We start from the raw sequence: 18,835 nt of genomic DNA on the forward strand, positions 1-18,835 counted from the left end.
GGGCGAGATGCCGCTAACCCATTCAACCATCGTCATCACATCGGTTCAGCCCCAGCGCAACCAGCGTTTCCGTCCTGACCGGCGTTAAAGGCACACGCGGCGACGGCAAAGGCCAGCCCAAAAGCTGCCTCGCCGCCGTTGCGCAGACTTTACCCTGGCATGCCCCCATACCACAGCGGCTGCTCATCTTAGCCGTGTTCCAATCCGGCTGATGGCGTACCTGTTCCAACGTAACGTCTTCGCAGCGGCACAGTAACGTTTGCGGATTGGCCAGCGAATTCAAGCGCTCATCGAGTGCGAAGGCATTTGCCGCCGCCGTGGCGAAACGCCGCCACCGCCGCCGCTGCGCCGCCAGGCGCTCTGCCTTTTCCCGCTGCCCGGTGGCGGCATAGCCGGCAATGGCGCCTTCAGTGAGCGCCAATTCACTGCCGCCGATGCCGGTACACTCCCCGGCAGCAAAAATTTGCACCTGGCTGGTTTGCTGCCAATGATTCACCGCTACGGCGTCATGTTCTATCCGACACCCCAACAGCATCGCCAGCTCAATGTTCGCCACCAGACCAAAACCGCAGGCCAACCTGTCGCAGGCGATCGTTCTTTCCCGCCCGCCGTTATTGACACGCACCGAGGTTAAACGTGCTTGCCCCAACGCCGCCTGCACCCGGCTACCGGCACGGTAACGATGCGGCATCAAAGAAAACGCCTGACGCAGCTTGGCCGGCCAGCGCCACAGGCCGCCGGCGAAAGCCGCCAACCGCCACAGCGGCGCCTGCTCCGCCAACATGACCACCTCTCCACCGGCCTGTTTCACGCTGTCGGCCACCGCCAACAGCAGCGGACCACTGCCGGCGATCACTACTCGCTCGCCGCGGATCGCCAACCCCTGCTTGATTTGCGCCTGTAGACCACCGGCGCCGGTCACCCCCGGCAGCGTCCAGCCGGGAAACGGCAACAACAGTTCACGCGCGCCATTGCATAAAATCAGCTTTTGATAGCGAATCACGCCGCAGCCCTCGGCGTCTTCATATGCCAATCGGTTAGCGCCACACTGCGCCACCAGCTTGCAGCCAGACTGCAGCGCAATATTTTCCCGCGCCGCCACCGCCTGCCGATAGCGGTTCGCCGTTTCAGGCAACGCCACCTGCGGTCCATCGCGCCAGATTTGCCCGCCGGGATGCGGATTATCATCAATCATTCGCACCTGGCCACCACTTTCCGCAGCGGCCAGCGCCGCCGCCATGCCGGCCGGCCCGGCACCGACGATCAGCACCTCACAACTGAAGTTACTCATCATCGTTCCTCTCTATGCGCATGCCGGCTTGGCACAGCGTTTGGCACGCCAGGCGACGCAGGCCGTTAATGGTCACCCGGCACTCCTGACAAACGCCCATGCCACAAAAGGGAGTACGCGGTTGGCGTGAAACCGACAACCGACAACGATCGTCGCCGCACAGGCTGAGCGCCGCAGCAACGCTGAGACCAACCGGCACCCGCCGGTGTTCTCCATCGATGCTCAACGCGATCGTATTTTGTCTTTCATTCATACAGGCAACTCCTCGGCGGCAAACGCCCGCGCAGCCAAATACGGGGAATCGTCAATCTCCGGCGTTTGCCGGCCAATTTGCGCAGTAATCAGCGCAGCGCTGCCGAGCGCAGTCGTGACGCCCAATCCCTCATGCCCCAGCGCCAGCCACAGCCAGGAATGCTGCGGATGCACGCCCAACAGCGGCAGCCCGTCGGCAGAGGCGGCGCGCAACCCGGTCCAGCAGCGAATGATGTTCATCTGCGCCAGTGCGGGCAAGAAATGCTGCGCACGCGTAAGCATTGCCGCCAACAGCGGCATGTCCAACGCCGAATCGACGGCGTCGAACTGGCGGGAAGAGCCGATCAGCCATTGTCCGGTGGGCCGCGCCTGCACATTGAAAGCCACCGACGTGCCGTTACTGGCATGCGCGCTGGCGCCATACCCCAGCTCCACCAGTTGATGCCGCACCCGCGGCGGGTAGCGATCGGTGATCGCCAGTTGGCCCTTCTTGGCGTGAAGCAAAGTCTGCGATAATAGGCTATTGGCCCTAAGGCCACAGGCCAGGACCACCACCGGCGCGGCCAGACGTCTGCCGTCCGCCAGCCGCACGGCTTCCTCTTCCAACGCTGTCGCTTCACCATGCACGACGTCAATTGCCGCACCACGGTCGGCCAACAGCCAGCGAGCCGCGAGCGGCGCATACAGAATGCCGTCGCCCGGCACCCGCAGTCCGCCGGCCAGGCCGTGCCGCAGCATCGGCTCCATGACGGCGAGCTGCTCTGCCGTCAGCAGTTCCGCGGCCACGCCCTGCTCCGCCAGCCGCGCCCGCTTTTGCTCGGCGATGGCCATTTCATCCGCTTGATCCGCCAACCACAGCGTACCGCAGCCACGCCAGGCGCAGGCTTCCGGCATGTGCCCCGTCACTTCGCGCCACAACCCCAGCGAATAAGCGCTCAACGCCAGCTCGGCAGGATTATCGTCCATGCAAACCAGATGCCCCATACCGGCGGCGGTGGCGCCGGCGCGGCGATCGTCCACTACCGAGACACGATACCCTTCCCGCGCCAGCCGCCAGGCGCAAGCGGCGCCGATGATACCGGCACCGACCACGATGACATCGGCTCCCCGCTCGGCGCCCATCAGCGTATCCCCCAGACGAAGGGATCGCGTTCGTCGAGCAGCAGTTGGCTATCGGCGCACACATAGGCCTGCCCGCGAATAAAGGGGGCAATGCGATCGCCGTTCCAACGATAATAGGCCTGGAATTCGCTGCCGATCACGCTGGCCTGCCGCCACTGCGTGTCCGGCGGCAGTTTGCCGTCCGCCGCCAGACACGCCAGTTTGGCGCTGGTGCCGGTACCGCACGGAGAACGGTCATAGGCTTTGCCGGGGCACAGCACGAAGCTGCGGCTGTCGGCCTGCGGATCGTCACCGAACAGTTCGATATGGTCTATCGCACCGCCGTCTTCACCGCGGATGCCCGCCTGTTCCAACGTTTGCCGCACCGCCCAGGTGAACGCGGTCAAGGCCTCCAGATTGTGTTTATCGATGGGCAACGGTGACTCGCCGATCAGGAAGAACCAGTTGCCCCCCCAGGCGATGTCACCCGTCACCGGCCCGTGACCGGCAACCTCAAGCCGCACCTGGCGGCGGTAGCGATAAGCCGCCACGTTCTCCACCGTGACGCTGCCGTCATCATGCAGCGTGGCGCTTACCGGGCCGACCGGGGTCTCGATCAGATGGCGCCCGGCGTGGATGCGCCCCAGATGAGCCAGCGAAGCGATCAGCCCGATAGTGCCGTGCCCGCACATGCCCAGATAGCCGCTGTTGTTAAAGAAGATCACCCCGGCGGTGGCCTGTGGCGAGCAGGGGCGGCACAGCAACGCCCCCACCAGCACGTCATTGCCACGCGGTTCGAGCATCACCGCGCAGCGCCAATCGTCATAATGTTGTGCGAAACGCGCCCGCCGTTCCGCCATGCTACCCTCGCCGAGATCGGGAAAACCTTCCACGATCAGGCGGGTCGGCTCTCCGCCGGTGTGAGAATCGATCGCCCGCAAAGCGGTGATATGCGCAGAAAGTGCCATCGGCGTCTCCTGGGTTAATGAGATGTTACCAATGGCATTAGCCTGAACGAATGTGAGCATGACGGCTTGATGCGTTTCGGCGCAGCGAATGAAGAAATCAGCACAGTGACAAACGTCAGGCCTGACGCGTCGCGGGTATGAGTTTAACGGTTGTCATAATAATGACTTATTTATCATGTCGTTATTTTTATGCTAAACCCTTGCGTAGCGAGAAACGCCGCAGTTTTCAAGCAACCGCCAAACACCGTCCGGCAAAAGTATGCGGCAATCCGCATATTTGGCAGCCCGCCGGAAATAGCGCTTGCTTCGTTACAAAAAAGTTAATATTGATGCGAAAGCGCCAACCTGGCTCGCCTGTTTTTCCGGCTAACGACCGAAAAGGGACTGTTATGCGATCCACTTCAGACTACCCGCCTCCGGTTTCGCTCTCGCCGCCTTCGCTTGTGGGGCTGCCGGAGCAGGAGGACGTTTTTGCCGTCGAACATCTGTCGCGCCTGTGCGACGGGCTGGCGCAGCAGCGCCCGAACAACCTGCGCGATCTGCTGAATACGCTGGCGCTGATCGCGCCGTTGCTGAACGCGATCCCCAACGTGGTGTTCTTTATCAAAGACGCCCAGGCTCGCTACCTGCTGGCTAACCTGACGCTGGCCAGGCGCTGCGGTTTCAAAACCGTGACGCCGCTGCTGGGCAAAACCTCCGCCGATGTTTTTCCCGCTCAGCTCGGATCCGGCTATACCGAGCAGGATCTGCGGGTATTGCGCCACGGCGTGCTGATCCAGGATCAGCTGGAAATGCACCTGTACAACGGCCGAGAAACCGGCTGGTGCCTGACGCAAAAGCTGGCGCTGTATGACGCGCAGGGAAAAATCATCGGTATGGCGGGTATTTCTCACGATCTGCAGGAGGCCAGAGCCAATCACCCGGCCTACCAGCGGCTGGCGGCGATCGACGTGCATATCCGCCGCCACTACGCCAGACCGATCGCGCTTGAAGAGCTGACGGCGCTGACCGGGTTATCGGTGGCGCAGATCGAACGCTACTGCAAACGTATCTTCCACCTCACCCCGCGCCAGATGATCCACAAAGTGCGGCTGGAAAAGGCCACGGAACTCCTGGCCGGCGATCTGCCGATCACGGACATCGCGCTGCAGTGCGGCTATACCGATCACAGCGCCTTCAGCCGTCAGTTCAAAGCGATGACCGGCTCCACGCCGCGCGATTTTCGCCTGACGCTTTCCGCTTAACGCACTGATTTACCCCGTTAACCCTCTCTTCTCACGGCGTACCGACGCCCGATTTTTCACGCCCGATTTCCGCCGCTATTGTGCCAATTTCGTCGCGGCAATCGGCGAAAAGCGTCAAGCCTCCCTGCGCAATACCGGTCAATCTGTCGGTGAGCCTTACCAAAGATTCACTTTTCATTAACACTTTCGGACGACAGGACAAACACGATGAGCCATAAAACCCTAAGCTGGAGCGGCGTATTCCCGGCGGTGACGACCCAATTTCGCAACGATTTCTCTCTGGATCTCGACGCCACCCATACGGTGATCAAAAACCTGGTGCGCGACGGCGTCTCCGGCCTGGTGGTGTGCGGCACCGTCGGTGAAAATACCTCGATGACAGTGCAGGAAAAGCTGGCGGTGATCGAGGTGGCGAAAGACGCCGCCGACGGTAAAGTGCCGGTGATCGCCGGCATCGCCGAGTTCACCACCGCCTTCGCGCAGAACATGGCGCGTGAAGCGCAAAAGGCCGGCGTCGACGGAATTATGGTGATGCCGGCGCTGGTCTACTCCGCCAAACCGCACGAAACCGCCGCGCACTTCCGCAGCGTCGCTGGCGCGACCGATCTGCCGATAATGGTCTACAACAACCCTCCCATTTACAAAAATGACGTCACGCCCGACATTCTGACCTCGCTGGTCGACTGCGAGAACATCGTGTGCTTCAAAGACTCGTCGGGCGATACCCGCCGCTTTATCGACCTGCGCAATGAAGTCGGCGATCGCTTCGTGCTGTTCGCCGGATTGGACGATGTGGTGCTGGAAAGCATCGCCGTCGGCGCGCAAGGCTGGATCTCCGGCATGTCCAATGCCTTCCCGCGCGAAGGGGAAACCCTGTTCCGGCTGGCGAAGGAAAAACGCTATGAGGAAGCGTTGGCGCTATACAGCTGGTTTATGCCGCTGCTGCACCTCGATGCCCGCCCCGATCTGGTGCAGTGCATCAAACTCTGCGAACAGCGGGTCGGCCGCGGCAGCGCTGTCACTCGCCCTCCGCGCCTGGCGCTGCAGGGAGAAACGCTCACCGAGATCAACGCCGTGATCGATAAAGCGCTGGCCACCCGCCCTGCGCTGCCGAACGTCGGCCTGTGACGCCTTCATCGCCCGGCCATGCCGGGCGTCATGCTTTATCTACCGGGGGAACCGATGCCCAACGATCGCTACGCCGCCATCAGCGGCCAACAATTTATCGGCGGCCAACGCCGCGCCGAAGGGGAAGCGTCGCTGTGTAGCCTGCGCGCCGACGACGGTCAGCCAACCGGCTACCGCTTCCACCAGGCCACGGCGGCAGAAACCGCCGCCGCCGCAGAAGCCGCCGCAGCAGCCTTTGCGCCCTATTCACAGCTCAGTGCAGAACAACGCGCGAACTTTCTCGACGCCATCGCCGAAGAGTTAGACGCATTGGATAATGTTTTCTTCACCTTCGCCATGCAGGAAACGGCCTTGCCGTCTGCGCGGTTGAGCGGCGAACGCGCCAGAACCAGCGGCCAGATGCGGCTGTTCGCCACGCTGCTGCGGCGCGGTGACGTCGAGGGCGTGCGCATCGACTGCGCGCTGCCGCAGCGTTCCCCCCTGCCGCGCCCCGATCTGCGTCAATACCGCACGGCGCTCGGCCCGGTGGCGGTCTTCGGCGCCAGCAACTTCCCGCTGGCGTTTTCCACCGCGGGCGGTGATACCTCCGCCGCGCTCGCCGCCGGTTGCCCGGTCGTATTCAAGGCGCACAGCGGCCATATGATCACCGCCGAGCTGACCGCTCAGGCGATCGAGCGCGCTCGGGAACGCACAAGGATGCCCGCCGGCGTCTTCAACATGATCTTCGGCAACCGCGTGGGGGCCGATTTGGTACAACATCCGGCGATTCAGGCAGTGGGATTCACCGGCTCGCTGCAGGGCGGCCGGGCGCTCTTCGATCTGGCGATGCAACGCCCTCAACCTATACCGGTCTTCGCAGAAATGTCGAGCATCAATCCGGTAGTGATCCTGCCCAAGGCGTTGGCGCGGCGCGGGCAGCGCATTGCGCAGGAACTGGTCTCTTCCTTCACACTCGGCTGCGGTCAGTTCTGCACCAAGCCCGGCGTGATCGTCGCGCTGCGCGGCGCCGCCTTCGATCGGTTAACCGAAACGATGAGCGCCCTGGTCAACGCCGCCGAGCCGCAGCCGATGCTGAATGCCGGCACGCTGGAGCACTACCGTCACGGGCTGGCTGCCCTCGAAGCCCATCCAGGTATGCGGCGTCTCGCAGGCCGAAGCGAAACGCCCACGCTTCGGGCGGCGGCGCAGCTTTATCAGGCGGAAGAGGCGCTGTTGCTGCAGGCTGACCCGCTGCTGCAACAAGAGGTCTTCGGCCCGGTCAGCATCCTGGTGGCGGTGGATAACGAAACGCAGCTGCATGCGGCGCTAACGGCATTGCAAGGCCAGTTAACCGCCACGCTGCTGGCGGACGACGACGATCTCGATGTGGCCGCCGGTCTGACGACACTGTTGGCGCGCAAAGCCGGTCGGGTGCTGTTCAACGGGTATCCGACCGGGGTGGAAGTGTGCGACGCCATGGTGCACGGCGGCCCTTACCCGGCCACCAGCGACGCACGCGGCACCTCGGTAGGCACGCTGGCCATCGAGCGTTTCCTGCGGCCGGTCTGTTTGCAAAACACCCCTGCGGCGCTGTTGCCGCCGGCGCTGCAGGACGCCAACCCGCTCAACCTGCTGCGGCTGGTTAACGGCGTTTACACCCGAGCCCCCCTGGTTTCACCTGCCCAACATTAGCCCGGCCGCATCTGCCTGCCACTCAATAACAAAAGGGTAATACCATGACAACCCAAGGCAAATTCAAGAAGCAGCTTACGCTCACCGACCTGACGTTCATCGGTCTGGGCGCCATCTTCGGCTCCGGTTGGCTGTTCGCCGCCAGCCATGTCTCCTCCATCGCCGGCCCGGCCGGCATCTATTCCTGGCTGATCGGCGGCCTGGCGGTGCTGCTGCTCGGCATCGTTTACTGCGAGCTGGGCGCCGCCCTGCCGCGCGCCGGCGGCATCATTCGCTATCCGGTATTCTCGCACGGCGAACTGATGGGTTATCTGCTGGGGTTTATCACGCTGATCGCCTTCTCCAGCCTGATCGCCATCGAAGTCGTCGCCGCCCGGCAGTACGCCGCCGCCTGGTTCCCGTTCCTCAGTCAGCCGGGTTCCGGCGATCCAACCGCGATCGGCTGGCTGGTGCAGCTGGCGCTGCTGTGCTTTTTCTTCGCGCTCAACTATTACAGCGTCAAAACCTTCGCCAAATCCAATAACCTGATCAGCGTGCTGAAGTTTCTGGTGCCGCTGTTGGTGATCGTGGTGTTGTTCAGCTTTTTCAAACCGGAAAACCTGCACAGCCAGGGCTTTGCTCCCTTCGGTTCCGCCGGCGTTGAGGCCGCCATTTCCGCCGGCGGCATCATCTTCGCCTACCTCGGCCTGACGCCGATCATTTCGGTCGCCAGCGAGGTGCAACGGCCGCAGCGCACCATTCCCATCGCGCTGATCCTGTCGGTGGTGCTGTCCACCATCATCTATGTGCTGCTGCAGATAGCGTTTCTCGGCAGCATCCCCAGCGAGATGCTGAGCGGCGGCTGGGCCGGCATCAGCCAACAGTTCTCCCTGCCGTTCCGCGACATCGCCATCACGCTGGGCATGGGATGGCTGGCGTTTCTGGTGGTCAGCGACGCGATCGTTTCGCCGAGCGGCACCGGCAATATCTATATGAACGCCACGCCCCGCGTGATCTACGGTTGGGCGCGCGCCGGCACCTTCTTCAAACTGTTCACCCGGGTGGATGGCGAGTCAGGTATTCCTCGCCCGGCGCTGTGGCTGACCTTCGCTCTCTCGGTATTCTGGACGCTGCCGTTCCCATCCTGGGAAAAACTGATCGGTGTGGTGTCCGCCGCACTGGTGCTGAGCTACGCCATCGCCCCGGTCACCGCCGCCGGGCTGCGGCGCAATGCGCCCGATATGCCGCGTCCGTTCCGGGTCCGCGGTTTCTGCGTGCTCGGCCCGCTGTCGTTTATCATTTCGGCGCTGATCGTCTTCTGGTCCGGCTGGGACACCGTCTCCTGGCTGCTCGGCTTGCAGATCCTGATGTTCTTCATCTACATCCTGTTCAAGAATCAGGTGCCGACCCACGCCGTTAGCCTCAGGCAGCAAATTTGGTCCTCGCTGTGGCTGATCGTCTTCTATGCGCTGGTGATCGGGCTTTCCTACCTCAGCAGCTTCGGCGGCATCGGCGCTATTGCTCATCCATGGGACACCCTCACCATGGCGGTGATTGCGCTGGCGATTTACTACTGGGGCGCCTATACCTGTTTACCCCAGGCCAATTTTATCGGCGATGAAGAAGAATGAACCCAGGGAGGAGATCGAAATGACATCCATGCATGTGCTGTCGCTGGAACAGGCTTATCAACTGGCGTTGCGTACGCTGCGCAGCAACGGTTTCAATCAGGCGCATGCCGAGGCGGTGGCGCAAAATGTCACCCAGGGCGAACGCGACGGCTGCGCTTCTCACGGGCTGTACCGGCTGTTGGGCTGCGTGCGATCGCTGCGGGCAGGCAAGGTTTCTGCCGATGCGATGCCCAGATTGCTCGACCAGGCGCCGGCCATCTTGCGCGCCGACGCCGGCGGTGCGTTTTCCCTGCTGGCCTACCGCACCGCTCTGCCGGCCTTTATCGAGAAAGTGCGCACCAACGGTGTCGCCGCGCTGGCGATCAACCGCTGCGTGCATTTCTCCGCGCTGTGGGCCGATATCGAACCGCTGACCGAGCAGGGGTTGGTGGCCTTGGCCTGCACGCCCAGCCACGCCTGGGTGACGCCGGCCGGCGGTTCGCGACCGCTCTTCGGCACCAACCCCATCGCCTTCGGCTGGCCGCGTCCGGATCGGCCGCCGTTTTTGTTCGACATGGCCACCAGCGCGGCAGCGCGCGGCGAAATCGAATTACACCGCCGCGCCGGCACCCCGCTGCCTGAAGGCTGGGGCATTGATAAGGCAGGCAACCCGTCCACCGATGCCGCCAGCGTGTTGGAGGGCGCGATGCTGACCTTCGGCGGGCATAAGGGCTCGGCGCTGGCGGCAATGGTTGAATTGCTGGCAGGGCCGCTGATCGGCGATATGACCAGCAAGGAATCGCTGGCCTATGACGATGGCACCGGTTCGTCGCCTTACGGTGGTGAGCTGGTCATCGCGTTGGATCCCGAGCGTTTTCTCGGTGCGGATAAGGCGAAATATTTCGTCGGAGCGGAGGCGATGTTTGCCGATATGCAGGCGCAAGGCGCCCGCATCCCCGGCGAACGCCGTTATCGGCAACGGCGCCAGAGCGAGCAATACGGCGTGGAAATCCCCAAGGCGTTGTACGACGAAATAGTGGCGCTGTGCGATTAACGCTGGATTTATGCCCCGCGCCGGCAACCCGGCGCGGGGAGAGGCTTATCCAGCCTGAGCCATGTCGCTGTGCAGGCGCTTGCGCCATACCGGTTTGGTGTCCCAGCGTGCAAAGTGTTTCGCCTCTTTACCCGGCTGCACCTGATGCCACATGTCTTCTTGCCACCGGATCGGTTCCTTTCCTCGCAACGTTGGGCGGGTCTGTTTAATCGTCCGTTGCAAGACGTCTGCTTCTTCCGCAGTAATGGGCGGCGCCTGTCTGGCGGCGTCCAGCGCACGGCTTCCCAGCGGCGCCATCACCTGATACAACACGTTGACCTGCTGCAGCGTCGCTTGCTGATTAGTGCTCATCCCCTTACCCGACCAACCGTCGAAGTTTTCACCGGGATCGTCCCCCTGCGCGCGATACTCATTACCTGGCCCCTCGACGATATTCCATCCTTGCCAGGTCACCAGAGTGTGTAATTCATCGCGATCCTGCAGGTTTTTATTCTGGATCTGTTTGAGCACCGCGGCGCGGTTTGGCACACCGATCAGATTCATAAACTCGTCCAGCGCGTTCCAATGCTGCCCCGCCACCAAACCATTCCAGACATTACGCAAACAGTTCCAGGGAATGGTGTGGTGCCAGGTTAGCGTGATAAGCGGTTTGGTTGACGCATGTTGCCAACGGCTCGGTTCACTGCCCCGATCGCCTCTGATAATCCCATCGACTTCTAATGGCATAGCTGCCCCTCTTCTGGCTGAAATGAAAAATATGCGCAAGGCCGGTGGCCCGGTTGGCATAAAAACGTCAGCTAAAATCGTAGCAGTTCAGACTGGGATGGCAATAAAACGCAAAGCACGCTCTGCAGCCGGCCGGTAACCGCAGAACGTGCCCGAAAACGGTGAGTTTAAGATGAATTATCTGACCACCATCACCGAAATATTGGCATGGCGAACGATAGCGGCGGCATTGGACCCCAGCAGATAGGTTTTCACGCTCGGGCGACGCGAACCGATGATGATCAGATCGGCGTCGATCTCTTCCGCCAGTTCCAACACCTGATCGCGTGCAGAACCGAAGCTGACGGTGTAATTGAGGCGATCCAACGGCAGATCGATTTCCGACATGATTTTCTTCAGTCTATCCACCGCCTTCACCTCCGCCTGATTCTCAAACTCCTTGAGGCCGAACGAATAGGCAGTAACAAAAGCCGAGGCATCCGGCAGCGCATGGAAGAAATGCACTTTAGCGCCGGACATCTTCGCCAAATATTCCACATGCTTCAGCGCATGCTCGGTCAACAGATCCTCTTCAATATCGATCGGCACTAAAATAGTCTTGTACATATCACGTCCTTTCTATGTAAACCGGGTGCCAACAGAATACTGCCGCGCACGGGCGCGGTGAATCGCTTTATCACGCTTTTGTGATCGAGGGGTAAATACTGACAAGGATAGTTTTTAATTTAACAAAATATAAACATTACACCGATAACGGATAGGCGATTAATTATTTATTACTCGAGATTAAATTAGCTGTAAATAAACCGCTTTGGCGGTAGCGGCGGTCTTATTGGCGACAGAAAGCTTTTTAATCGAGTTGCCGATGTGGAAATTGATCGTGCGCTCGCTCACCCCCATCAACAACGCGATCTCTTCCGCCGTTTTTCCTTCGCTGCTCCAGCGTAAAATGTCTTTTTCGCGCAGCGTCAACACATCTTTTATCGCGTCATCATTCACCGATATCAAGGCCTCCCGCAGCGTTTTATGGGCGGTTTGCGCCAGCCAAAGGAAAAAAGTTTCATTTGCCGCACGCGCTTGCGGCGTTTGCTCAGGTAGCGCTTTACCGGCAAACGTCAGGATCCCCAACCTGCCATAGCAATCCTTGACCGACTGCGACCAACCGGCGCACAAGCCGAATTGCGCCATACGCCGCCAAAGCGTCGGCCGCTCATGATAAAAGCTTTCGTCCCACTGAAACTGCAGCGTGGAATGGTGAGCACGCTCAATAACCGGATCCTGCAAATATACCCGCTGCCGCCGATAATCCTCGAGATAGTTCGTTGAAATATTCCCTTCGATCAGCATCTTGGGGCTGCTGGCCGGATAACAGGAAAACACGATGTAGGAGAAATAATCAAACCCCAACGCCTCGGCGCAGGGCCCCAGCTGCGTCAGAAAGCATTCGCGATCGGCCAGGCTGCCAATCACCTCCGCCATGAGCCGTTGAGTGCGGGTATCCATAACGCAGATTCTCCAGATAGCGATGCCGATTTATCGATAGGTCAGATTCACTATAGAATATCGCCGCCCGGCGCCAGTAGCCGTTTCATATAATAAAAAATACCAACGCTATAACGAAAACAGCTATTCCCCTTAAAATAAGCCTTTTTATTGCGCCGAACAGGAAAACTACGCGAATAGCATACTCTCCTCGGCACGTAAACCTGTCATTTCTACCGTTAGACAGCCAGGACACCACCAATTACTTTCCAGACAGGCACCCAGTGCCGCCGTAAATCCAAAGAGATAATAAGCATTTGCGAATTTCGCATGGCATACAGTGACGGGGATTTTCTATGGCAGAAAGTAATGCGGCAATTCAATCGGCTGCGATTATCGGCGCGGGAACGATGGGCAGAGGCATCGCTTATCTTTTCGCGCAAAAAGGCATTCCCACGATGCTTTATAATCGCAACGGCAATACCCTCAATCAAGCTCGCGAATATATCGCGCAAGACCTGAACAAGAAAGTCGAACAGGGCAAGATCGCGTTGCAGGATAAAGACGCGGTGCTGGCCAATCTGATGTTCACTTCCGTGTTTGAGGCCATCGCCGACAGCGAGCTGGTGATAGAAACCATCGCCGAGCAAGAACAAACCAAACTTGAGGTGCTGGCGGCCATCGCCGCGGTGGTCAAGCCCGACACGCTGATCGCCACCAATACCTCCTCACTGTCGCTTAACAAGCTGGCAACTGCGGTGACGCACAGCGAGCGCTTTATCGGTTTACATTTTTTCAACCCCGCTCCGCTGATGAAGCTGATTGAAATCATTCCGGCCTACTTTACCGCGCACGCCACCACGGAACGCTGCCGCCAACTGGTGGCGGCGTTGGGGAAACGCGATGTCGTCTGCCAGGCCACGCCGGGGTTCATCGTCAATCGCATGGCCCGCCCCTACTACCTGGAAGGGTTCCGCCTGTTGGAAGAACATGTGGCGCGCGCGGCGCAGATCGACCGCGCCCTCAAGGCCGGCGGGCGCTTCCGCATGGGGCCGCTCGAGCTGACCGATTTTATCGGCCAAGACATTAACTATCAGGTCAGCCGGCAAATCTGGCAGGACATGCAATACGACCCGCGCTATACCCCTGGTCATCTGCAGCGTTCACTGGTCGATGCCGGTCTGTTGGGGAAAAAGAACGGCCGCTCCTATTTTGCCGCCGAAGAAACCGCCCCGCCGGTGACGGCCGCCAACAATGCAGACGTCGAGACGCTGCGCGTTTACGGCGAGCATCCTTTTTTTACCCTGTTGCAGCAGCGAGCCGCGCTTCAGTGGCCACAGCTGCGCGTGGAACAACGGCCGGCATTACCGGGGCTGGGAGCGGCCGTCCAGATCAATGACGCTTTCACCGTCAGCATCACCGATGGCCGCACGGCGAGCCAACTGGCCGAGCAGACGGCAGCGGATGCCTTTGTGGTCGATGTCGCCCTGAACTACGCCGACACCACGTACCTGGTGGCGGCGCACAGTCGCCACGCTTCTGCGGCCAATAAGGCGCTGTTTTTACGCCTGCTGCACACGGCAATCCCACAGGTTGAATTTATCAAGGACTCTCCGGCGCTTATCGTCGCCCGCGTCCTCAGCAGCCTGATCAATGAGTCGGTGATCATGGTGGAAAGCGGCGTCTGCAGCCGGGAAGACATCGATGTCGCCGCCGTCGCGGGCGTTAACTACGCCGGCGGCATTTTCGACTGGCTCGGCAAACTGGGGGAGAAAAACGTCAGGACGACGCTGAGCAATCTGGCACAGCTGCTGCACGCGGCGCGCTATGCGCCGCATTACACCCTTCTGCACGCCGCGCAACCGGCGCTGACGACCACGCCTTAAGGATCCATGATGAGCATTAAAGATGACGGCGTTTATCTGATCGACGGCACGCGCACGGCGATCGGCGCCTATGGCGGCAGCCTGGCGCATACCCGCCCCGACGACATGGCGGCGACGATCATTCGCGGCCTGCTGCAGCGCCATCCGGCGGCGGAAGCAGATCTGGACGAAGTGGTCCTGGGCTGCGCCAACCAGTCCGGCGAAGACAACCGCAACGTCGCCCGCATGGCGGCGCTGCTTTCCGGGTTGGATCCGTCGGTGCCTGCCATCACCCTCAACCGCCTTTGCGCCTCCGGGTTGGATGCGGTGATCTACGCCGCGGCGAAAATCCGCAGCGGCCTCAGCGAACTGATTCTGGCCGGCGGTGTGGAAAGCATGAGCCGCGCGCCCTATGTGCTGAGCAAAGGCGAAACGCCGTTCGACAAAGGCGTGAAGCTGTACGACACCACGCTGGGGTGGCGCTTTGTTAACCCGCGGCTGGCGGAGCGCTACGGCAGCGATCCGCTGGGCATCACGGCGGAAAACGTAGCCCAACGGCAACATATCTCACGCGAGGAACAGGACCTGTTCGCGCTGGCCTCGCAGCAGAAGGCCCGCCGGGCGATCGACAGCGGCCGGCTGGCGCGGGAAATCACGCCCGTGGACGTGCCGGCCGATCGTAAAACGACCCGCACATTCGCGCAGGATGAATTTCCCCGGCTCAGCACGCTGCAACAGCTACAGGCGCTGAAACCGGCATTCTCCGTCGGCGGTTCGGTCACGGCAGGCAACGCTTCCGGCATCAACGACGGCGCCGCCGCGCTGCTATTGGCTTCCGGTCGCTACGTGAAGCGCCAGGGGTGGCAACCGCTGGCGGAGATCGGCGACAGCGCGGCCGCCGGCGTTGAACCGGCGCTGATGGGGCTGGGGCCGATCGCCTCCACCGAGCGCTTGCTGCAGCGCGGCGGCTTCACCTTGAACGACTTCGACATCATCGAGATTAACGAAGCGTTCGCCTCACAGGTTCTGGCGGCGCTGAAACACTGGCGTATCGGTGCCAACGACGCGCGGGTCAACCCGAACGGCGGTGCCATCGCACTCGGTCATCCGCTGGGGATGTCCGGCGCGCGCCTGGTGCTGTCGGCAGCGCTGGAATTACGCGACCAACAGGCGAACAACGCATTGGTGACGATGTGCGTCGGCGTCGGTCAGGGGCTGTCATTAAACCTTAAAGCCGTTTAACACAAGGAACATACGATGAGCGTACTGAACATTCTTGAAGAAAAGCTGGCGGAAACCAAAAAACAGGGGCGTTTTCGCGAGTTCCTCAACCTTGAGCGCGGCGTGCAGGACAAACCCTGGGCCACCAGCCACGGCCATCACGGTGAGCGCCGTCTCAACGTCTGGTGCTCGAACGACTATCTGGCGATGAGCCACCACCCCAAAGTGCTGCTGGCCACCACCGATGCGGTTAACCGGGTCGGGCTGGGCACCTGCGGCGCCCGCAGCATTTCCGGCACCTCGGTCTACCACAGCGAGCTGGAAACGCTGCTGGCCAGCGCCTATGGCAAAGAGTCGGCGCTGCTGTTCACCACCGGTTTCGGCGCCAACGACGCCACCTTATCCACCCTGTGCGACGCCATTCCCGATCTGATCGTGTTCTCCGACGAGCTGAATCACGCCTCGATGATTTACGGTATCCGCTACAGCAAAGCGGAGAAAAAAATCTTCCGCCACAACGATGTGGCACACCTCGCCGAGCTGCTGCAGGCCGCCGATCCGGCGCGGCCAAAGCTGATCGCTTTCGAGTCGCTGTATTCCATGGACGGTGACTTCGCCCCCCTGGCGCAGATCGTGGCGCTGGCGGAGCAGTACCAGGCGCTGACCTATCTCGACGAGATCCACTCCGCCGGCGTCTATGGCGAACGGGGGCTGGGTTACGCCGAACAACTGGGCCTGCTGGATAAAATCACCATTATTCAGGGCGGGTTCGGCAAATCTTACGGTGCGGCGGGCGGCTATATCGCCGCGCCCCGTTCGGTGGTGGAGGCGGTGCGCAGTTGGGCCCCGGCATTCGTCTTCAGCACCTCGTCGCCGGCGCCGGTGGTGGCCGCCGCGCTGGCCAGTTTTAAATACAACCTCGAGCATGACACCCAACGCAAACACCTGCTGGCGATCGTCGATCACCTGAAAACCGGCCTGCGCGCCGCCGGCATCCCGCTGGTGTCGGCGGACAGCCATATCCTGCCGTTGCTGGTCGGCGATCCGCACCGCAACAAACACATCAGTAAAGTGCTGCTCGATGAACACGATATTTACGTGCAACCGGTCAATGCACCGACGGTGCCCGCAGGCAGCGAGCGGCTGCGGGTGACGCCGACCTCGGCGCACTCCCATGCCGACGTGGAGACCTTCCTGGCGGCGCTGGGACGAGTCTGGGCGGCGAACGATCTGCGGAGGGCGGGATGAAGTTAGCGGATTATAACGGCCATCTGATCACGCTCTGTCTGATGGCGACCGGCACGTTCGCCATCGGCACCGACGCCTTTATCGTCGCCGGCGTGCTCAGCGACATTTCCGGTACCTTTGCCGTCAGCCCCGCGCAAGCGGGGCAGTTGATATCGGTATTCGCGCTGGCTTATATGCTGTTCGCCCCTCTCACCGCCTGGCTGCTGGGCAACGTCAACCGCAAGCATATCCTGCAGTTGGCGCTGGTGCTGTTCATCGCCGGCAACCTGGCCTGCGCCTGGGCCACCAGCTACCTGCAGATCTCGTTCGGCAGAGTGCTGGCGGCATTGGGGGCGGCCTGTTACACGCCGCAGGCCGCCGCCGCCGCGGTAGGGCTGGTGGCGGAAAAACGCCGCGGCCTGGCCATTTCCATCGTCTATGGGGGCATGACGTTGGCTATTGCGCTCGGTATTCCGTTCGGCACCTTTCTCGCCAAACTGATCGGCTGGCGAGAAATCTTCCTGTTCATCGCCCTGCTGGGGGCAATTGCGCTGCTGGGCCTGTCGCTGGCGCTGCGGGCCATTGCGCCACCGGGCAAGCATTCGCTGAAAGAGCGACTCGCCCCGCTGCGGCAAAAGGCGGTGCTGACCACGCTACTGATCACCTTTTTTGCCGTTTGCTCGGAACACATCGTCTATAGCTACGTCAGCGTGTTGCTGAAAAACACCCAGTTCGGCCCGCAGGCGATCCTGCCCCTCGCGCTGCTGGTATTCGGCATTGGCGCGGTGATCGGCAATTTTGCCTCCGGCGCGTTAACCGATGCCCTCGGCAGCAAGTTCGTGCTGCTGTTTTCCGTGGCGATCCAGACGCTGTCCCTGTTTCTGCTGGCCTTCTATGTCACTTCCCCCTGGTGGGTGCTGGCCATCTTTCTGGTCTGGGGTATCACCGGCTGGATGTATCTGGTGCCGATCCAGCATCACCTGTTGTCGCTATCGAAACGCTTTGGCGCGCTGACCGTATCGCTCAACAGCTCGGTGCTGTACGCCGGCATCGCGGCGGGCGGCATGCTGGGCGGCCTGGCGCTCTATGCGCTGCCGGCCTATTACCTGCCGCTGTTTTCGCTGCCGCTCGGCGCCATCGCCCTGCTGCTGACGCTGATCTTTTTCCGCGGGGAGGCCAGCAATGAGTGAATCACCGCCGGTGCTTTACGAACGTTATGGCGCGCAGGTTGCGGTCATCACCCTCAATCGGCCGGAAAAAAAGAACGCCATCAACCTGCAGATGGCCGAGCTGATCCGCACCTACCTGCGGCAGGCAGATAACGATGACTCGGTGCGAGCGATCGTCCTGGCCGGTCAACCGGCGGTATTTTCCGCCGGCATGGATATCAACGCCTTTCATCAGGGTGAACTGCCCATCGTCACGCCGGAGGGGTTTGGCGGGCTGATCCATGCACAGATCGCCAAGGTGATCATCGCCGCCGTTGACGGCATCGCGTACGGGGGCGGATTTGAGCTGGCCCTGGCGTGCGATCTGATCGTCGCCGGCCAGAACGCACGCTTCAGCTTCCCCGAAACCGGGCTCGGGTTAGTCGCCGCACAAGGCGGGTGCGCGCGCTTGCCGGCGCGTATTTCCCCCTATGTCGCGCTCGACTGGCTGCTGACCGGCAGAACCGTCGGCGCACAGGAAGCGTTGTCATACGGCGCCATTTCCCGCATCAGCGCAAGTTCGGCCCGGGAAGAAGCGTTGCGTATCGCCGAACAGATCGCCGGAAAAGATCTTGCCGCCAGCCAGGCGGTTAAGGCCATCGTGCGTCAGGGGCTGGCGCGGCAAGAAGCCCCCTCATTCGATTTTCAACAAGGCCCGGTCGAGCGCCTGCGTCAGGCTGCCGCCCGCCGATAATGCCCCTGCCGGTTCGCCTGAACCGGCATTTCCCGTTTGTCCTCCACCGCTCATTTTACACAGCCTGCCTGTCGGCGCTGGGCTACACTGCCGGTAGCCCTAATGCGCTGATAA

At 61.3% G+C, this 18,835-nt stretch carries 18 protein-coding genes; 10 read left to right on the plus strand and 8 right to left on the minus strand.

The window, feature by feature from the left end:
* Positions 1 to 22 precede the first annotated feature (22 nt).
* Genes L085_RS19380 through L085_RS19390 form a run of 4 tightly spaced genes read right to left on the minus strand, consistent with a single transcriptional unit; the run spans position 23 to position 3,612 of the window.
* Complete coding sequence (locus L085_RS19380; protein WP_044031500.1) at positions 23 to 1,291, minus strand: FAD-dependent oxidoreductase; 1,269 nt, start codon at positions 1,289 to 1,291, stop codon at positions 23 to 25.
* Positions 1,284 to 1,544, minus strand: a complete 261-nt coding sequence (locus tag L085_RS24855; protein ID WP_071841650.1) for a (2Fe-2S)-binding protein — start codon at positions 1,542 to 1,544, stop codon at positions 1,284 to 1,286. Before L085_RS24855 ends, L085_RS19380 begins: the two co-directional genes overlap by 8 nt.
* Positions 1,541 to 2,665 carry an FAD-dependent oxidoreductase gene (locus L085_RS19385; RefSeq protein WP_044031501.1) on the minus strand — a complete coding sequence of 375 codons (1,125 nt, stop codon included), beginning with the start codon at positions 2,663 to 2,665 and terminating at the stop codon, positions 1,541 to 1,543. Before L085_RS19385 ends, L085_RS24855 begins: the two co-directional genes overlap by 4 nt.
* Positions 2,665 to 3,612 (minus strand): 4-hydroxyproline epimerase, encoded by a 948-nt coding sequence (locus tag L085_RS19390; protein WP_015377398.1) that lies wholly within the window; start codon positions 3,610 to 3,612, stop codon positions 2,665 to 2,667. The genes L085_RS19385 and L085_RS19390 overlap by 1 nt, the downstream gene beginning before the upstream one ends.
* 389 nt (positions 3,613 to 4,001) lie before the next feature.
* On the opposite strand from L085_RS19390, the gene L085_RS19395 reads away from it, so the two are divergent.
* Complete coding sequence (locus L085_RS19395; RefSeq protein ID WP_031300114.1) at positions 4,002 to 4,856, plus strand: AraC family transcriptional regulator; 855 nt, start codon at positions 4,002 to 4,004, stop codon at positions 4,854 to 4,856.
* 31 nt (positions 4,857 to 4,887) lie between these two features.
* On the opposite strand, the gene L085_RS25520 is transcribed toward L085_RS19395, so the two are convergent.
* Positions 4,888 to 5,034: a hypothetical protein gene (locus L085_RS25520; protein WP_158497932.1), complete on the minus strand. Its 147-nt coding sequence runs from the start codon at positions 5,032 to 5,034 to the stop codon at positions 4,888 to 4,890.
* A 29-nt stretch (positions 5,035 to 5,063) separates the two neighbouring features.
* On the opposite strand from L085_RS25520, the gene L085_RS19400 reads away from it, so the two are divergent.
* From L085_RS19400 to L085_RS19415, 4 genes are read left to right on the plus strand one after another with little or no spacing between them, the layout of a single operon-like run.
* Positions 5,064 to 5,984 carry a dihydrodipicolinate synthase family protein gene (locus L085_RS19400; RefSeq protein WP_015377396.1) on the plus strand — a complete coding sequence of 307 codons (921 nt, stop codon included), beginning with the start codon at positions 5,064 to 5,066 and terminating at the stop codon, positions 5,982 to 5,984.
* A 54-nt stretch (positions 5,985 to 6,038) separates the two neighbouring features.
* The gene (locus L085_RS19405; protein WP_044031502.1) at positions 6,039 to 7,655 is read left to right on the plus strand and encodes an aldehyde dehydrogenase (NADP(+)); all 1,617 of its coding nucleotides are present in this window, start codon (positions 6,039 to 6,041) and stop codon (positions 7,653 to 7,655) included.
* A gap of 44 nt (positions 7,656 to 7,699) precedes the next feature.
* On the plus strand, positions 7,700 to 9,265 hold the full coding sequence (locus L085_RS19410) for an APC family permease (RefSeq protein ID WP_015377394.1): 1,566 nt from the start codon (positions 7,700 to 7,702) through the stop codon (positions 9,263 to 9,265).
* Positions 9,266 to 9,284: 19 nt separating this feature from the next.
* Positions 9,285 to 10,298 carry an Ldh family oxidoreductase gene (locus tag L085_RS19415; RefSeq protein ID WP_031300116.1) on the plus strand — a complete coding sequence of 338 codons (1,014 nt, stop codon included), beginning with the start codon at positions 9,285 to 9,287 and terminating at the stop codon, positions 10,296 to 10,298.
* Positions 10,299 to 10,343: 45 nt separating this feature from the next.
* On the opposite strand, the gene L085_RS19420 is transcribed toward L085_RS19415, so the two are convergent.
* The 3 genes from L085_RS19420 to L085_RS19430 all read right to left on the minus strand — a co-directional run bounded on the left by L085_RS19420 (position 10,344) and on the right by L085_RS19430 (position 12,527).
* Positions 10,344 to 11,024, minus strand: a complete 681-nt coding sequence (locus tag L085_RS19420; RefSeq protein WP_044031503.1) for a hypothetical protein — start codon at positions 11,022 to 11,024, stop codon at positions 10,344 to 10,346.
* A gap of 177 nt (positions 11,025 to 11,201) precedes the next feature.
* Positions 11,202 to 11,630, minus strand: a complete 429-nt coding sequence (locus L085_RS19425; protein WP_004927993.1) for a universal stress protein — start codon at positions 11,628 to 11,630, stop codon at positions 11,202 to 11,204.
* A 180-nt stretch (positions 11,631 to 11,810) separates the two neighbouring features.
* Positions 11,811 to 12,527, minus strand: coding sequence for a LuxR family transcriptional regulator (locus tag L085_RS19430; protein WP_004927994.1), 717 nt, complete (start codon positions 12,525 to 12,527; stop codon positions 11,811 to 11,813).
* Between the two features lie 335 nt (positions 12,528 to 12,862).
* On the opposite strand from L085_RS19430, the gene L085_RS19435 reads away from it, so the two are divergent.
* The 5 genes from L085_RS19435 to L085_RS19455 are packed head-to-tail and all read left to right on the plus strand — an operon-like array spanning position 12,863 to position 18,721.
* Positions 12,863 to 14,392: a 3-hydroxyacyl-CoA dehydrogenase NAD-binding domain-containing protein gene (locus tag L085_RS19435; RefSeq protein WP_044031504.1), complete on the plus strand. Its 1,530-nt coding sequence runs from the start codon at positions 12,863 to 12,865 to the stop codon at positions 14,390 to 14,392.
* 9 nt (positions 14,393 to 14,401) lie between these two features.
* Positions 14,402 to 15,613, plus strand: a complete 1,212-nt coding sequence (locus L085_RS19440; protein WP_044031505.1) for an acetyl-CoA C-acyltransferase — start codon at positions 14,402 to 14,404, stop codon at positions 15,611 to 15,613.
* 15 nt (positions 15,614 to 15,628) lie between these two features.
* Positions 15,629 to 16,840, plus strand: coding sequence for a 5-aminolevulinate synthase (hemA, locus tag L085_RS19445; protein ID WP_015377390.1), 1,212 nt, complete (start codon positions 15,629 to 15,631; stop codon positions 16,838 to 16,840).
* Positions 16,837 to 18,009, plus strand: a complete 1,173-nt coding sequence (locus L085_RS19450) for an MFS transporter (protein WP_044031506.1) — start codon at positions 16,837 to 16,839, stop codon at positions 18,007 to 18,009. Before hemA ends, L085_RS19450 begins: the two co-directional genes overlap by 4 nt.
* The gene (locus tag L085_RS19455) at positions 18,002 to 18,721 is read left to right on the plus strand and encodes an enoyl-CoA hydratase-related protein (RefSeq protein WP_044031507.1); all 720 of its coding nucleotides are present in this window, start codon (positions 18,002 to 18,004) and stop codon (positions 18,719 to 18,721) included. The genes L085_RS19450 and L085_RS19455 overlap by 8 nt, the downstream gene beginning before the upstream one ends.
* The last annotated feature ends 114 nt before the right edge of the window (positions 18,722 to 18,835 follow it).

Origin of the sequence: Serratia sp. FS14, from assembly GCF_000695995.1 — a bacterium.
Classification (GTDB): Bacteria; Pseudomonadota; Gammaproteobacteria; order Enterobacterales; family Enterobacteriaceae; genus Serratia; species Serratia nematodiphila.

Bases quoted from the DNA above. Each gene is read 5' to 3' on its own strand.
- L085_RS19380 (WP_044031500.1), bottom strand. From the start codon at position 1,291: ATGAGTAACTTCAGTTGTGAGGTGCTGATCGTCGGTGCCGGGCCGGCC.
- L085_RS24855 (WP_071841650.1), bottom strand. From the start codon at position 1,544: ATGAATGAAAGACAAAATACGATCGCGTTGAGCATCGATGGAGAACAC.
- L085_RS19385 (WP_044031501.1), bottom strand. From the start codon at position 2,665: ATGGGCGCCGAGCGGGGAGCCGATGTCATCGTGGTCGGTGCCGGTATC.
- L085_RS19390 (WP_015377398.1), bottom strand. From the start codon at position 3,612: ATGGCACTTTCTGCGCATATCACCGCTTTGCGGGCGATCGATTCTCAC.
- L085_RS19395 (WP_031300114.1), top strand. From the start codon at position 4,002: ATGCGATCCACTTCAGACTACCCGCCTCCGGTTTCGCTCTCGCCGCCT.
- L085_RS25520 (WP_158497932.1), bottom strand. From the start codon at position 5,034: ATGAAAAGTGAATCTTTGGTAAGGCTCACCGACAGATTGACCGGTATT.
- L085_RS19400 (WP_015377396.1), top strand. From the start codon at position 5,064: ATGAGCCATAAAACCCTAAGCTGGAGCGGCGTATTCCCGGCGGTGACG.
- L085_RS19405 (WP_044031502.1), top strand. From the start codon at position 6,039: ATGCCCAACGATCGCTACGCCGCCATCAGCGGCCAACAATTTATCGGC.
- L085_RS19410 (WP_015377394.1), top strand. From the start codon at position 7,700: ATGACAACCCAAGGCAAATTCAAGAAGCAGCTTACGCTCACCGACCTG.
- L085_RS19415 (WP_031300116.1), top strand. From the start codon at position 9,285: ATGACATCCATGCATGTGCTGTCGCTGGAACAGGCTTATCAACTGGCG.
- L085_RS19420 (WP_044031503.1), bottom strand. From the start codon at position 11,024: ATGCCATTAGAAGTCGATGGGATTATCAGAGGCGATCGGGGCAGTGAA.
- L085_RS19425 (WP_004927993.1), bottom strand. From the start codon at position 11,630: ATGTACAAGACTATTTTAGTGCCGATCGATATTGAAGAGGATCTGTTG.
- L085_RS19430 (WP_004927994.1), bottom strand. From the start codon at position 12,527: ATGGATACCCGCACTCAACGGCTCATGGCGGAGGTGATTGGCAGCCTG.
- L085_RS19435 (WP_044031504.1), top strand. From the start codon at position 12,863: ATGGCAGAAAGTAATGCGGCAATTCAATCGGCTGCGATTATCGGCGCG.
- L085_RS19440 (WP_044031505.1), top strand. From the start codon at position 14,402: ATGAGCATTAAAGATGACGGCGTTTATCTGATCGACGGCACGCGCACG.
- hemA (WP_015377390.1), top strand. From the start codon at position 15,629: ATGAGCGTACTGAACATTCTTGAAGAAAAGCTGGCGGAAACCAAAAAA.
- L085_RS19450 (WP_044031506.1), top strand. From the start codon at position 16,837: ATGAAGTTAGCGGATTATAACGGCCATCTGATCACGCTCTGTCTGATG.
- L085_RS19455 (WP_044031507.1), top strand. From the start codon at position 18,002: ATGAGTGAATCACCGCCGGTGCTTTACGAACGTTATGGCGCGCAGGTT.